The sequence below is a fragment of the Isosphaeraceae bacterium EP7 genome (assembly GCA_038400315.1).
GTDB lineage: Bacteria > Planctomycetota > Planctomycetia > Isosphaerales > Isosphaeraceae > EP7.
On sequence record CP151667.1, the window covers coordinates 2277904 to 2291042 of the forward strand.

Consider the following 13139-nt stretch of genomic DNA (forward strand, 5'->3'; position numbering starts at 1 on the left):
CATTGGTGAACTGCACGGCTCAGGCCGCCTGCTTGTCGTCCTCGTCCTGGTGGAGGATGAGCAGGCTGGTGCGATGGAACTCCTCCTGGGTGACCTCGAAGGGGGCCCCGTTGATGGCCCAGAGGGCCTCGATCACGGCGTCCCGATCGGACTCGGGCTCGTCCCAGGTCACGCAGAAGCGGGACTCGTCGTGGACGGCGACATCTAGGCCCAGGTCGTGCAGGTGCTGCTCGATCTCGGCCCGATGGCCGGGGTCCGAGGCGAAGGTCCAGCGGACCAGGTCGGTGAGGTGGTCGTTCGAGTCGCCCATCTGCGGGTCCTCCGTGCCTTGCCCGTCGGGCGGCCCGGCGCGTTCGAAAAGGCGCCGGCCCGGCCGCCCACCGAGTTGTATCGGAGGCGGACGGGCCGGAACTTCAACCCGGGCGGGGCGATCAGGGCGTGTGGACGGCCGGCAGGCTGGCCGCTTCCAGCCGGCCCATCAGCCGCAGGAATCCATCGAGGATCGTGAGTGGGTGCGGCGGGTTGCCGGGGATGTACAGGTCGATGGGGAGAAGCCCCTCGGCGCCGTTGTTGACTTCGGGGTGGTCGCGGAAGATGCCGCCGGAGATGGCGTCGGTCCCCACGACGATGACCAGCTTGGGCGAGGTCGTCGCCTCGTAGGTGCGCAGCAGGGCTTCCTTCATGTTCTGGCTGACCGGGCCGGTGATGACGATGCCGTCGGCGTGGCGAGGCGAGGCGACGAACTGGATGCCCAGCCGGCCCATGTCGAAGACCACGGTGCCCAGCACGTTCAGGTCGGACTCGGCCGAGTTGTCGCCGCCGGCGCTGACCTGCCTCAGCTTCAAGGACCGGCCGAAGAGTCGCTTGATCTTGTCGTCGAGCTGCCTGGCGGGCTCGTACACGGTGCCCGACCGGACGACGAGGTCGGCGCGGCTGCGGGCGGCCAGTCGGTAGTCCTGGGTGAACGTGATGGCCCCGGCTGGGCAGTCTTCCACGCAGTCATTGCAGAAGAGGCAGCGGCCCATGTCGAGGCTCAGGCCCGACGCGTCGCGGGCGACCGAGTCGCTGGGGCAGGCGTCGACGCAGGCGGTGCAGCCGTCGGAGCACTTCGAGTCGTCGAGCACGGGCAGGCCGAGGAACCGGTCGGGCAGGGCCGGCGCGGGGGCGTCCGGATAGCTGATCGTGCGGCGGCCCTGCCTCAGGCGCTCCTTGATGATCGAGATCATGCGACGGAACCTCGGCGTGTCGGGGTCGGAACGGTGAAAGGTCTCGGACCCGGGCGGGCCGGGCCCCGCATCAGAGGTCGTGCCCGCAGTAGGACAGGTTGAAGCTCTTGTTGCAGAGCGGGAAGTCGGAGATCCCCTGGTCGCGCAGCGACAGCGACAGGCCGATCCAGTTGTGGAACGACGGGTCGATCACCTTGTAGTGGGCGAACGCCCCCGCGTCGTCGGTGATGGCGACGTGACAGATCTCGCCGCGCCAGCCCTCGACCAGCGAGACCACCAGCGAGCTGGGCGTCAGCGGACCGACCTCGACATTCGTCGGCCCTTCGGGGAGCTGGCTCGCCTGCTCGAGGACGAACTGGCCCGACCGCCGCACTTCCAGGTAGCGGACATAAGCCCTCGCGAAGACGTCGCCGGTCGCCTGAACCGAGATCGGGATATAGTGGAAGCGGTAGATCCCGCTGGGATAGTCCAGCCGCACGTCGCGGTCGAGGCCCGACGAGCGGCCCGCGGGACCGACCAGGCCGAGGGCCAGGGCGTCGTCACGCGAGACAGTGCCGGTCCCCTCGAACCGGGCCTGAACCGAGAGCGAGTCCCAGAGCAGGCCGGCCGCGCCGTTGACGTCGACGAGGGCGGGCTCGACACGCTTACGCATCCGATCCAGGAGTTCGCCGTCGAGGTCGTAGCCAACCCCGCCGGGCCGGACCAGGCCCCGGCCGAAACGATTGCCGCAGATCATGGCGGTGGAGTTGAGGAAGTCGCCCCGGATCCGGCCACAGTACGATGCCGTCGGCAGGTAGCCGACGTCGTTAGCCAGCGCCCCGAGGTCGCCAGTGTGGTTGGCCATCCGCTCCAGCTCGAGCGCGATGCCGCGGATCGCCTGGGCCCGCAACGAGGGGCGGGCGCCGGCAAGGGCCTCGACGGCCTGGCAGTAGGCCGTCGCGTGGCCGACCGACGTGTCGCCGGCGATCTGCTCGACAAGCCTGAGCGACTTCCGGTTCGGCCCTTCCCAGAGCGCCTTTTCGATCCCACGGTGCTGGAAGCCCAGCGCGATTTCCAGGTGGAAGACCCGCTCGCCGTGGCACTGAAATCGAAAGGCCCCCGGCTCGATGACCCCGGCATGAACCGGGCCGACGGCGACCTCGTGGACTTCCTGCCCCTCGACCCGATAAAACTCGGTCCCAGCCGGCTGCACGCCGGGGAGGATGGGCGTGTCGGAGGAACGGCCCCAGGCGTCGTGGCCGGGCCGGTAGGAGGCATGGAACCGGACCGGCTTGAGCCAGGGATGCCCCTCCGGCACGACGCCCCACTGCTCGGCGATCTCCCGCTCGAACATGTGGGCCGACGGGCAATCGGGCGTCAGCGACGGGTAGCGGTCGGGCACGTCGGCGGAGAGGACCGCCAGCTCACCCTCGTCGTCGAGGGCAAGGACGGCGTAGAGCCGGATCCTGCCGTCGACTGGCCGGCCGAACAAGGCCACCAATCGGCCGCCCGATCGAACCGACTCGACGACCTCGTCGCGGAATCCGCCGAAGGCGAGGTGCGGCACGTCGGCCAGCGGGATCGGCTCATTGTGGGCCAGGCGGGTCGCTTGGGCCGTCGCCATCACTGTCCTCCCAGGGAATGGGCCATCATGTGCAGGACCGACTCCAGGGCCGGCGGGATGTACAGCCCGAGGGCCAGGCCCCCCAGACCCAGGGCCGCCGGGGGGACGGTCGCCCAGAGCGACTCGCGCAGCGGGGTTCCCTCGACGGTGGCCGTCGCCTTGCCCTGGCCCATCGGCAGGACCAGGTTGGCCATCCCCACGAAGATCACCGCCAGCAGCGCCAGGTAGGTCGCGGCGACCAAGAATCGGCCCTGGTCGAGGGCCGCCTTGAGGATCACGAACTCGCCGAAGAACGCGCCGAAGGGCGGGATGCCGGCGATGGCGAACAGGCCGGCCCCCCAGAGAAGGCCGGTCACAGGCAGCGAGCGGCCGAGCCCGCGGATCTGATCGCCCGACTTGGTCTTGTAGGCCGCCAGGATATTCCCGGCCGTGAGGAACAGGGCCGCCTTGCCCATCGACTGGCAGACCGCGAACAGGCCGGCGCCGTAGGCTCCGACGCCGCCCAGGCCCACACCGAGGGCCAGGATGCCCATGTACTCGACGCTCGAATACGCCAGCATCCGCTTGTAGTTGTTCTGGCCGACGATGAAGATCGCCGCCACGGCCATCGACACTAGCCCGAAGCCGATGAGCAGGTTGCCGCTGAACCCCGCGGGGCCCGCCGAGAGCATCACCTGGTGGGTGCGCAGGATGCCCAGGAAGGCGCAGTTGGAAAGCGCCCCGGCGAGCAGGGCGGTCACCACCGACGGGGCCTCGCTGTAGACGTCCGGCAGCCATGTATGCAGCGGGGCCAGCCCCGCCTTGGTCCCGTAGCCGACCAGGATGAACAGGAACGCCGCCTCCAGCCAGCCCACCCGCAGGCTGGGGCCGGCCTCGATCAGCTTGCTCAGGATCAGGCCCGAGGATGCGTCCCCTTTGGACACCGCGACGGCCAGCATGAAGTTGCCCATCAGGGCCAGCGCGATGCCGACCGAACAGATGAGCAAATATTTCCAGGTGGCTTCCAGGGACCTCGGCTGGCGATGGAAGTAGACCAGGGGTGCGCTGACGAGCGTGGTCAGCTCGATGGCCACCCAGAGCAGGCCGAAGTGCTGGCTGACGGTGACCAGGGTCATCGTGGCCAGCAGCATCAGCAGGCAGCCGGTGAACGAGGCCTCGGGCCCGTTGTCGAACCGGAAGCTCGACTTGTAGTCGATATGCCGCTTCGTCTCCGCCTCGCGCCTCAGATAGCCCACGGCGTAGAACGACGAGGGGAGGAACAGCACGCTGATAATGCTGAGGAACAACAGGCCGGTCTCATCCAGCGCCAGCCAGCCGTCGGCCATGGTCGCAGGGCGATTCGCCCAGGCCCCGGCCGTGAACAGGGCGTGGAACGCGGCCGTGAGCACCAGCAGGGCGCGCCGGGGCGTGTCCGACTTCAGGAAGAAGGCGGCGGCGCCGGCGGCCACCAAGATCGCCAGGAAGGCCAGGATCATTGCGATTCAGTCCCTCAGCGTGGAAAGCTGGTCGACGTCGATGTGGTCGAACTCGCGGCTGATGTGGAAGATGGCGATCCCCATGACGAAGACCGCCACGAAGACGTCGAGCAGCACGCCCATCTCCACCAGGAACGGCTCCTCGTGGGCCATCGCGACGCCGAAGATGAAGATGCCGTTCTCGAGCACGAGATAGCCCACCACCTGCATCACCGCCGTGCGGCGGGAAATGATCAGGAAGAGGCCCACCAGCACCGAGAAGAAGGCCATCGGCAGAACCAGCGGGGACGTGGTGGGGACCGGCAGCTCGAACCGGCTCCCCAGCCAGACCGACAACATCAGCATGCCCACGCCCGCCATCGCCGACGCCGCCAGCCCGACGTAGGGCTCCGTCTCGTGCTTCACGTCGGCCGTGCGCGTCGCCCTCAGCAGCAGGGTCGGGAACAACCAGCCCTTCAGCGCGATGGTGATGATGGCCACGGCCACCAGCCGAAATCCGACGCCGTCGTGCGACAGCGGCAGGGCGAGCACGCCGAGGGCCACCCCCTGCCAGGCCGCCAGCCGGATGCACGCCCGCAGGCGGCCCGTCACCAGCATCGCCAGGTTCAGCAGGGCCACCACCACCAGCAGCGGATCGATCAGGGACTTCAAGAGACCACCCCCCCGTGTTCGAGGACCAGGGCCAGGCCGGCCAGCGTCACCGCGCCGATGAGGAGCTCGGGCACCCGCATCATCCGCAGCCGGGCCATTGTCGACTCGATCACCCCCAGGGCTACCGCCAGGGCGATCATCCCCGCCACGGCCACCGTCAGGTCGAGCGCCGGGATGCCGAAGTGGAACGGGATGACCAGGCCGACGATCAATGACCCCAGCATCCAGAGCTTCAACGCCGCCCCGTAGAGGATGAAGGCGAGGTCGGGACCGCCGTGGTCGAGCACCATCACCTCGTGGATCATCGTCAGCTCCAGGTGGGTGTTGGGGTCGTCCACCGGGATCCGCGAGTTCTCCGCCAGGAAGACGATCATCAAGACCACCGCGACCAGCCCGAGCACCAGGCCCGAGTGGCCCCAGACGTGCAATGAGATCGCCTGATTGATGCCCGACAGCGAGATGCTTCCGGTCTCGCGGGAGACGGCGACCAGGCCAAGCAGCAGCGCGGGCTCGGCCAAGGCCGAGAAGAACACCTCGCGGCTGGCCCCCATCCCCTCGAACGGCGAGCCGGTGTCCAGCGCTGCGAGCACGGTGAACAGCCGGGCCAGGCCCAGCAGATAGGCCAGCAGCAGCAGGTCGCCCTCGAATGAGATGGGCGACCGGCAGCCGCCCAGCGGAACCAGGGCGATGGCCGCCAGCATCGCGCCCAGGCCGACGACGGGACCGGCCCGGAAGACCCAGGTGGTCACGTTGCTGTAGACCGTCCCCTTGCGCAGCAGCTTCCAGAGGTCGTGATACGCCTGGAGTAACGGGGCCCCGGCACGGCCGGCGAAGAGGGCCTTCGTCCGGTTGGTCACGCCCAGCAGCAGGGGCGCCAGCGTCAGGGCCAGCAGCGGTGGCAGGAAGGACGAGACATTCATGGAAGGTTTGATCCGTGAGACATCCGCCACCACGTCGGGCGCCGAGGCATCGCGATTCGATGCGATGCGGCTCCGACACGTCCCATTCTCGTTGATCTCGTCGCGTCGCAAGCAACCGGGCGCGAGGCCGGGGCGGCTCAGGTCGGCATCACCAGCCCCAGGTACCAGACCAGGAGCACGATGAGCGTCAGGGCCACATAAAGGATGTAGAGGTGAGTCTGGCCATTCTGGATCCAGCGCATCAGGTCGGCGACGCGGCCGACACCCCGGAATGCCGGCCGATAGATCAGCTCGGTCGCCACGTCGGGCATCTCGCTGGAGTACGACCCGGGCGCCGGGAAAAGGCCGGTCGAGGGGACGATGCTCCGCCGCTCGCGGAAGACGCCGGCGAAGAAGGTGCCCAGCGGCTCGACGAACGACGAGCCCGTGTACTGGATCCGGGGGGTACCGCCCTGGTAGCCGCAGCCCCAGGTCGTCGAGGTTGCGACCTCACGGTTGCGGAACAGCAAGGCCCGCAGGCCGTAGAGCGAGGCGACCAGGACGAGCAGCAGGCCCGAGACCGTCACGACCGAGGTCAGCGCGGGGGCCACCTCGGCCGTCGCGGGGACCACCCGGTCGGGCGCCAGCTTGGCGACGCCCGCAGCGACCGGGGCCAACACCTCGGCGATCCGCGGGGAGCCGAGCCCCACCGCCACGCAGAGCAGGCCCAGCACGGCCATCGGCCCGGTCAGGCCCAGCCCAGGGGCATGGGCGTTGACCGCGTCTTCGGTTCGGGGAGAGCCCAGGAAGACGATCCCGATGACCTTGGCGAACGTCAACGCCGCCAGCCCGCCGATCAGGGCCAGGGCCCCGACCACCACCGCGGACGGCACCGCGTAGAGGTTGCCCGATTCCATGTGGCCGCGGAACGCGCCCAGATAGATAAGGAACTCGCCGGCGAACCCGTTCAACGGGGGCAACCCGCAGATGGCCACCGCGCCCAGCACGAACAGGCCCGAGAGCAGCGGCATCGTCTTGGCAAGTCCGCCCAGCCGGTCGATCTGACGGGTCCCGGTGGCGTGCACCAGGGCGCCGGCCCCCAGGAAAAGCATCCCCTTGAACAGGGCGTGATTCAGGACGTGCAGCAGCGCCCCGGAGAACCCCAGGACCGCCACCGAGGGCATGTTGCCGGAGACGCCGACGAGGCCGATGCCCAGCCCCAGAGCGATGATGCCGATGTTCTCGACCGTGCTATACGCCAGTAGCCGCTTGATATCCTGCTGGGTCGCGGCGAACAGGATGCCCCAGACGCCCGAGAGCACACCGATGCCCACCAGGAGCCAGCCCCACCAGGCGGGTCCCGCCGGCAGCAGGGTCAGGGTGCGGATGATGCCGTAGATGCCCGTCTTGACCATCACGCCGGACATGACCGCCGAGACGTGACTGGGGGCCGCGGGGTGCGCCTCGGGCAGCCAGACATGCATGGGCATGAATCCGGCCTTGGTGCCGAAGCCGATGACCGCCAGCACGAACAGGACGCTCGCCGTGCCGGCCGCCAGCTTGGGCGACGCCGCGGCGATGGCGTCGAAGTCGAGCGAGCCGGCGCCCTGGCCCAGGATCGCGAAGAAGGCGAATAGGAAGGCCGTCCCCAGGTGGGTCGCGATCAGATAGGTACGCCCCGCCTCGATCACCTGCGCGTCCTCATCGTCGAAGACGACGAGGAAGTAGGAGGAGATCGACATCACCTCCCAGGCGACGAGGAACAGGATGCCGTTGCGCGACAGGACGACGGCGAGCATGCTGGCCGTCAGGACGTTGTACATCAGCCAGGAGAAGCCCAGCGAACGCTCGCCACGGTGCTCCATCAGATAGGTCGCCCCGTAGACCGCGGCGACTCCGCTGAGAACCAGGATCGGCAGCGCGAACCAGGCCGAGAGCGGGTCGAGCGTCAGCCAGAGCGAGCCATAGGGCACCGACCAGGGACGATGGAACGTGGACGAACGGGAGTAGACGATCGAGTCGACCACAGGAGCCAGGCCGATCAGGCAACCGACTAGCGAGCCGCCCGCGCCGAGCCAGGTCGCCAGGCGGGGCCTGGGCCCCGAGAGTATCGAAAGGACGCCGCCGCCGAGCATCACGGACAGGGCGATCAGTAAGGTATCCATATCCTTAGGCGGGCTCCCCGGCGGTCACGGCGGACGTGGGCGAGGACGATTCGTCCACCCGTCGCAGCTCCTCGGCGAGCTGCTCGAGCGGCGCCCGCCGCTTCAAGGCCTGGCGTAGCGAGGGTTCCTGCAACGCCCGGGACAGCCGGGCGAGCACCCTGAGATGAGACCGGATTGTCGGGCTGATCAGCACGAAGAGGGTCTGGACCGGCAGCCCGTCGGGCGCGTCGAAGGCGAGCGGCGCGGCGAGCTGGCAGATGGTCAGCGATGGGCATCCGAACCCGCCCAGCACCAACGGCTGACGCGGATGAGGGATGGCGATGCCGTCCCCCACGGCGGTCGAGCCGACCGACTCGCGGGCCATCAGCAGTTCTTCGACTGCGCCCCGGTCCGCCCCATCGGGAAGGTTGAGGCGACGGACGAGTGCGGCGAAGACCTCGGCCTTCGTCGAGCCTTCGACCCCCTGGATCAGGCCGCCCGTGGCCAGGGCCCCGGCGAGCGTCTCCTCGGGCGGACCTTCGTTGTTCTTGCCGTTGACCAACCCGACGTCGAACGGGATCCGGTGTAGTCCGGCCCATTCAAGCAATTCAGTGCGGTCGAAGTAGGTCCGGCCGCCGACCTGGCGCGAGGGAAGGTCCTCGTCGTGGGCCCACTTGTAGACGTGGGACTCGGGCACCCTGAAGATGGCGGCCACGTCACGGACGGTCAGTTGTTGCATCGCCTTGCACTTCTCCCGCCCCGGCGAACGCCCCATGAGGTCGGTCGCGGACGGGCCGTCCGCGAGAGCCTTGGAGAGTCGGTCGGCGATCAACAAGCGTCAGATCCGGCCCGGTCTCGGTCACACGTCCATCTCCCAGACCTGATCCGCCCCCGTTGCCGATAGGCGTCACGATTGGGGAGAAGGGTCGAGAGACTCGTTGAGGACTTCCGGGTGGATCGCGCGCCTGGGGGGGAGGGCACGCCCATGCTGGGCAAAAAGAAGGGAGGGGCCGCGAGCGGAACGGGGGAGGGACCGATCGAGGCCAAATGCGGCGACGGGGTCACCTCGTCAGCCGTCACCGCCAGGCCCCGATGGACGGGGCAAACGGGACAACGAGGCCGATCGGCGAGCCGTCATCCGCCTTCAGCGGACCACCTCGGGAGTCTGCGGGCCTAGAACCTTCAGACTCCTCCGGCCCTTCACTTCTGTCTTCGCCAATCATCGGCAGGTCATCACCGAGTGTCAAGCCAGAGCTTAACTTCGGCGCGTTGATTCTCGGAGCCGTGATGACCTGCTCCCCCCCGAGCCGGCAAGCGTCGGGCCGCCGTCGAGGTCGTCGCCCGACCGACGTTCGGTTACGATGGCGGCCTTGCGCGAGGCCGAGGGCCCGCGAAATCCACCGCTCCTCACGAGGTGAAGGCCGAATGACGACCCCCGAATTCCAGGTGGCCGAGGACGCGGCGCGTCTCGGCGGGGCCATCGTGGCGCGCTACTTCCGCGAGGGGGTCACCATGCGATCCAAGGATGTCGGCAATCTCGTCTCCGACGCCGACGTCGAGGCCGAGCGTGCCATCATCGCCGAGATTCGAAGGGCCTTTCCCGGCCACGCCGTCCTCGCCGAGGAGGAGCACAGCGGAGACGCCGCGGGCGCCGAGCATCTCTGGGTCATCGACCCGCTGGACGGCACCAACAACTTCGCCCACAAGATCCCCCACATCGCCGTCTCGATCGCCTATTACCACAAGGGCGAGCCGAGCTGCGGGATTGTCTACAACCCGCTCGACGACACCTGGTACACCGCGATCCGCGGCCAGGGCGCACGCCACAACGGCAAACTCGTGCGCGTGGGCGAGGAAGACAGGTTGGAGGACATCGTCGTCGGCACCGGCTTCGGCTACGACCGCGGGGCCTTGATGGAAGCGACCCTGGCATCGATCGCCGACCTGAGCCGGCACGGAATCCACGGAGTCCGCCGCTTCGGCGCCGCGGCGCTGGACCTCTGCTGGGTCGGCACCGGCATCTTCGGGGCCTTCTACGAGTACACCCTGCAACCCTGGGACTTCGCCGCCGGCCGCCTCTTTGTCGAGGAGGCGGGGGGCCGCGTCACCACCTGCCAGAACAAGTCCCTGCCCATGGCCCCGTCGAGCATCCTGGCCACCAACGGCTTGGTGCACGAGGCGATGCACGATGTGCTCCGCATCCACTGGCCTGACTGATCGGGACCTTCACGAGACGACGGCGGCGTGCCCTCCCCGGGAGCACGCCGCCGTCGTTCGTCTCGTCGAAAGAGAAGGTCGGTCCTCCCCTGACCTCACCAGATGCTGACGCGCTGCTCGGGGGGGAGGTAGAGCTTGTTCCCCGGCTTGACGTCGAACGCCTTGTAGAACTCGGGGATATTGCGGACGACGCCGTTGCAGCGGAACTCGGGCGGGGAGTGCGGGTCGGTCGCCAGCCTGCGAGCAAGCTCGGCGTCGCGCTGCTTGGTCCGCCAGACCTGCGCCCAGCCCATGTAGAACCTCTGCTCGCCGGTCAAGCCGTCGATCACCGGCGCGGTGGCCCCCTTGCGGGCCAGGGCGTAGGCCTTGTAGGCAATGGTCAGGCCGCCGAGGTCGCCGATGTTCTCGCCGATGGTCAGGGCGCCGTTGACGTGCTGCCCAGGTAGCTGCGCCGGCTCGAAGGCGTCGTACTGCGCGATCAGCTTCTTGGCGCGGGCGTCGAACTCGGCCCGGTCGGCGGCGGTCCACCAATCCTTCATATTCCCCTCGCCGTCATACTTCGACCCCTGGTCGTCGAAGCCGTGGCCGATCTCGTGGCCGATCACCGCGCCGATGCCGCCGTAGTTCGCGGCGTCGTCCCCGTCCAGGTCGAAGAAGGGGGGCTGGAGGATGGCCGCCGGGAAGACGATCTCGTTCATCCCCGGGTTGTAGTACGCGTTGACCGTCTGCGGGGTCATCCCCCACTCCAGGCGGTCGACCGGCTTGCCGAGCTTTGCCAGCGTGCGGTTGAACTCGAAGGCCACGGCCCGCTTGATGTTGCCCACCAGGTCGTCGCGGCTGATTTCCAGCTTGGAATAGTCGCGCCACTTGTCGGGATAGCCCACCTTGGGGGTGAACTTGCCCAGCTTCTCCAGCGCCTTGGTGCGCGTCTCGGGGCTCATCCATTCAAGCGTCTGGATGTCCTGCCGATAAGCCTCGACCAGGTTGGCCACCAGCTCATTCATCCGGGCCTTGGCGGCGGGGGGGAAGTGCTTGGCTACGTACAGCTTGCCCACGGCCTCTCCCAGCGACATCTCCACGGCGCCCACCGCACGCTTCCAGCGCGGCTTCAGCTCCTGGGCCCCGGTCAGCACCTTGCCGTCGAACTCGAAATCTTCGTCGACGAGCGCCTTGGTCAGCAGCGACGCACGGGCTTTCACCAGATGCCAGCGTAGCCAGGACTTCCAGTCGTCGATCGGCACCTCGTCGAGCGCCTTGCCGGCCGCCGTGAGGAAGTCGGGCTGGCGAACGACGAGCTCCTGCACGTCGCCGGCGCCGATGGCGCCCAGCCAGACGGCCCAATCGATGCCCGGCGCGAGCTTCGCCAGGGCGTCGCGGTCGACCTTGTTGTAGGTCAGGGTGTCGTCGCGGCTCTTGACCCGGTCCCAATGACCCTTGGCCAGCCGGGTTTCCAGCGCCATCACCTTGTCGGTCGCGGCGCCCGCCTCGGCCTGATCGGACAGCTCGAACATCTTCTTGAGGTGCGGCGTGTAGGCCTTGCGGATGGGCTCGAACTTGGCGTCCCGGTAGTAGGCCTCGTCGGGCAGGCCCAGCCCCCCCTGATTCAAATAAACGATGTACCGATCCGACTTCTTGGCGTCGGTGTCAACATAGAGGCCGAAGAGGCCGTCCACCCCGGTGCGCTGGAGCGTGCCCATCGCCTTGAGCAAGCTTGCCTTGTCGGTCACCGAGTTGACCAGGGCAAGCTCCTCGGCGATCGGCGTCAGGCCCTTGGCCTCGATGGCCTTCTCGTCGAGGTAACTGGCGAAGAGATCACCGACCTTGCGGGCCTCGGGCGTGCTGTCGGACTTGGCGGCGGCCTCCTCGATAATCACGCGAAGGTCGGCCTCGGCCTGATCCCTGAGCTTGTAGAAGGCCCCGTCGGACGACCGATCGGGCGGGATGACGGCCTCGGCCAGCCACTTGCCGTTGACGTGCCTGTAGAGGTCATCCTGCGGGGCGACCTTGGGGTCTCCCTCCTTCAGGTCGATTCCCGAGCGAGTCGCCGCGGGCCTGACGTCGGCCGCGAATGCCAGGCCCAGGCCGAGCAGGCCCAGGGCCGCCGCGGCGGGAAGAGTGCGTTTCATCCTGACGAAACTCCTTTGGATGTGTGGTCCGAGGCCCGGCCTCTTCGCCCCGATTCGGGGAAACGCGGCCGGATCGAACGTCGCGACCGCCGTTGTGCCGTGCCATTCTAGTCGCCCGGCTCGTCGGTCCGTCAATGATTCGAATCGCCCGGCCTGGCTCGCCCCGACACCCGGAGTCCCCCCGAGGAAGGCGCAATCCGCCAACGACTTGACCGCCAGAGGGCGTCCACCGTCACGCCATTCGGAGGCGAAAGTCCGGGCGAAGGTCGCGGCCCGAGATGACCCGACCAGGGAGCGCACCTCGGCCAGTACGGACCGATCGTCGGCCTACCCGAGTGATGAGACATCGAGACGCAATTCGACGAGGCCGACGCCCGATTCTGGCATGCGGATTGCTAAATATGCGGTCGTATCGATTCCCAGATCCCGCTGACCTCGCGACGGAGGTTGTGATGCCCAAGGGTGACAAATCCAAGTACACCGACAAGCAGAAGCGGCAGGCTGAGCACATCGCCGAAAGCTACGAGGAGCGAGGCACACCCGAGAATGTCGCCGAGGCGCGGGCCTGGGCCACGGTCAACAAGGAGACAGGCGGAGGCAAGAAGTCGGGCAGCGGCCGGGGCAAGAAGGTTGACACGACACCCAGCGTGACCGGCGGCAAGAAGGGCGGAGCCGCGTCTTCCAAGCGCACGCCCGAGGAGCGGTCGGCCTCGGCCAAGAAAGCCGCCGCCACCCGCAAGCGGAACCGAGAGGCCGCCGCAGGCTGAATTATCGGCAAGGCCGTTTAATGCCCGGCGC

At 68.2% G+C, this 13139-nt stretch carries 11 protein-coding genes; 2 read left to right on the forward strand and 9 right to left on the reverse strand.

The window, feature by feature from the left end; all coding sequences use genetic code 11:
• Window positions 1-19: 19 nt before the first annotated feature.
• The 8 genes from EP7_RS08775 to EP7_RS08810 all read right to left on the reverse strand — a co-directional run bounded on the left by EP7_RS08775 (window position 20) and on the right by EP7_RS08810 (window position 8737).
• Window positions 20-310, reverse strand: a complete 291-nt coding sequence (locus EP7_RS08775; protein ID WP_463527475.1) for a hypothetical protein — start codon at window positions 308-310, stop codon at window positions 20-22.
• 121 nt (window positions 311-431) lie between these two features.
• Window positions 432-1226 (reverse strand): NADH-quinone oxidoreductase subunit B family protein, encoded by a 795-nt coding sequence (locus EP7_RS08780; RefSeq protein ID WP_463527476.1) that lies wholly within the window; start codon window positions 1224-1226, stop codon window positions 432-434.
• A gap of 70 nt (window positions 1227-1296) precedes the next feature.
• A complete protein-coding gene (locus EP7_RS08785) occupies window positions 1297-2829 on the reverse strand; it encodes a hydrogenase large subunit (RefSeq protein ID WP_463527477.1) in 1533 nt (510 codons plus the stop codon).
• A complete protein-coding gene (locus EP7_RS08790) occupies window positions 2829-4304 on the reverse strand; it encodes a proton-conducting transporter transmembrane domain-containing protein (RefSeq protein ID WP_463527478.1) in 1476 nt (491 codons plus the stop codon). Before EP7_RS08790 ends, EP7_RS08785 begins: the two co-directional genes overlap by 1 nt.
• A 6-nt stretch (window positions 4305-4310) precedes the next feature.
• Window positions 4311-4955, reverse strand: a complete 645-nt coding sequence (locus EP7_RS08795) for an NADH-quinone oxidoreductase subunit K (RefSeq protein ID WP_463527479.1) — start codon at window positions 4953-4955, stop codon at window positions 4311-4313.
• Window positions 4952-5875 (reverse strand): respiratory chain complex I subunit 1 family protein, encoded by a 924-nt coding sequence (locus EP7_RS08800; protein ID WP_463527480.1) that lies wholly within the window; start codon window positions 5873-5875, stop codon window positions 4952-4954. The genes EP7_RS08795 and EP7_RS08800 overlap by 4 nt, the downstream gene beginning before the upstream one ends.
• Before the next feature lie 137 nt (window positions 5876-6012).
• Window positions 6013-8019 carry a proton-conducting transporter transmembrane domain-containing protein gene (locus EP7_RS08805; RefSeq protein WP_463527481.1) on the reverse strand — a complete coding sequence of 669 codons (2007 nt, stop codon included), beginning with the start codon at window positions 8017-8019 and terminating at the stop codon, window positions 6013-6015.
• A gap of 4 nt (window positions 8020-8023) precedes the next feature.
• Complete coding sequence (locus EP7_RS08810; protein WP_463527482.1) at window positions 8024-8737, reverse strand: PTS sugar transporter subunit IIA; 714 nt, start codon at window positions 8735-8737, stop codon at window positions 8024-8026.
• A 686-nt stretch (window positions 8738-9423) separates the two neighbouring features.
• Between EP7_RS08810 and EP7_RS08815 the strand changes: the two genes are divergently transcribed.
• The gene (locus EP7_RS08815; protein WP_463527483.1) at window positions 9424-10215 is read left to right on the forward strand and encodes an inositol monophosphatase family protein; all 792 of its coding nucleotides are present in this window, start codon (window positions 9424-9426) and stop codon (window positions 10213-10215) included.
• A 95-nt stretch (window positions 10216-10310) separates the two neighbouring features.
• On the opposite strand, the gene EP7_RS08820 is transcribed toward EP7_RS08815, so the two are convergent.
• Complete coding sequence (locus EP7_RS08820) at window positions 10311-12341, reverse strand: M13 family metallopeptidase (protein ID WP_463527484.1); 2031 nt, start codon at window positions 12339-12341, stop codon at window positions 10311-10313.
• Between the two features lie 452 nt (window positions 12342-12793).
• On the opposite strand from EP7_RS08820, the gene EP7_RS08825 reads away from it, so the two are divergent.
• On the forward strand, window positions 12794-13108 hold the full coding sequence (locus EP7_RS08825) for a plasmid stabilization protein (protein ID WP_463527485.1): 315 nt from the start codon (window positions 12794-12796) through the stop codon (window positions 13106-13108).
• The last annotated feature ends 31 nt before the right edge of the window (window positions 13109-13139 follow it).

Coding starts and splice junctions, on each gene's coding strand:
- EP7_RS08775 (WP_463527475.1), bottom strand. CDS start 310: ATGGGCGACTCGAACGACCACCTCACCGACCTGGTCCGCTGGACCTTC.
- EP7_RS08780 (WP_463527476.1), bottom strand. CDS start 1,226: ATGATCTCGATCATCAAGGAGCGCCTGAGGCAGGGCCGCCGCACGATC.
- EP7_RS08785 (WP_463527477.1), bottom strand. CDS start 2,829: ATGGCGACGGCCCAAGCGACCCGCCTGGCCCACAATGAGCCGATCCCG.
- EP7_RS08790 (WP_463527478.1), bottom strand. CDS start 4,304: ATGATCCTGGCCTTCCTGGCGATCTTGGTGGCCGCCGGCGCCGCCGCC.
- EP7_RS08800 (WP_463527480.1), bottom strand. CDS start 5,875: ATGAATGTCTCGTCCTTCCTGCCACCGCTGCTGGCCCTGACGCTGGCG.
- EP7_RS08805 (WP_463527481.1), bottom strand. CDS start 8,019: ATGGATACCTTACTGATCGCCCTGTCCGTGATGCTCGGCGGCGGCGTC.
- EP7_RS08810 (WP_463527482.1), bottom strand. CDS start 8,737: ATGCAACAACTGACCGTCCGTGACGTGGCCGCCATCTTCAGGGTGCCC.
- EP7_RS08815 (WP_463527483.1), top strand. CDS start 9,424: ATGACGACCCCCGAATTCCAGGTGGCCGAGGACGCGGCGCGTCTCGGC.
- EP7_RS08820 (WP_463527484.1), bottom strand. CDS start 12,341: ATGAAACGCACTCTTCCCGCCGCGGCGGCCCTGGGCCTGCTCGGCCTG.
- EP7_RS08825 (WP_463527485.1), top strand. CDS start 12,794: ATGCCCAAGGGTGACAAATCCAAGTACACCGACAAGCAGAAGCGGCAG.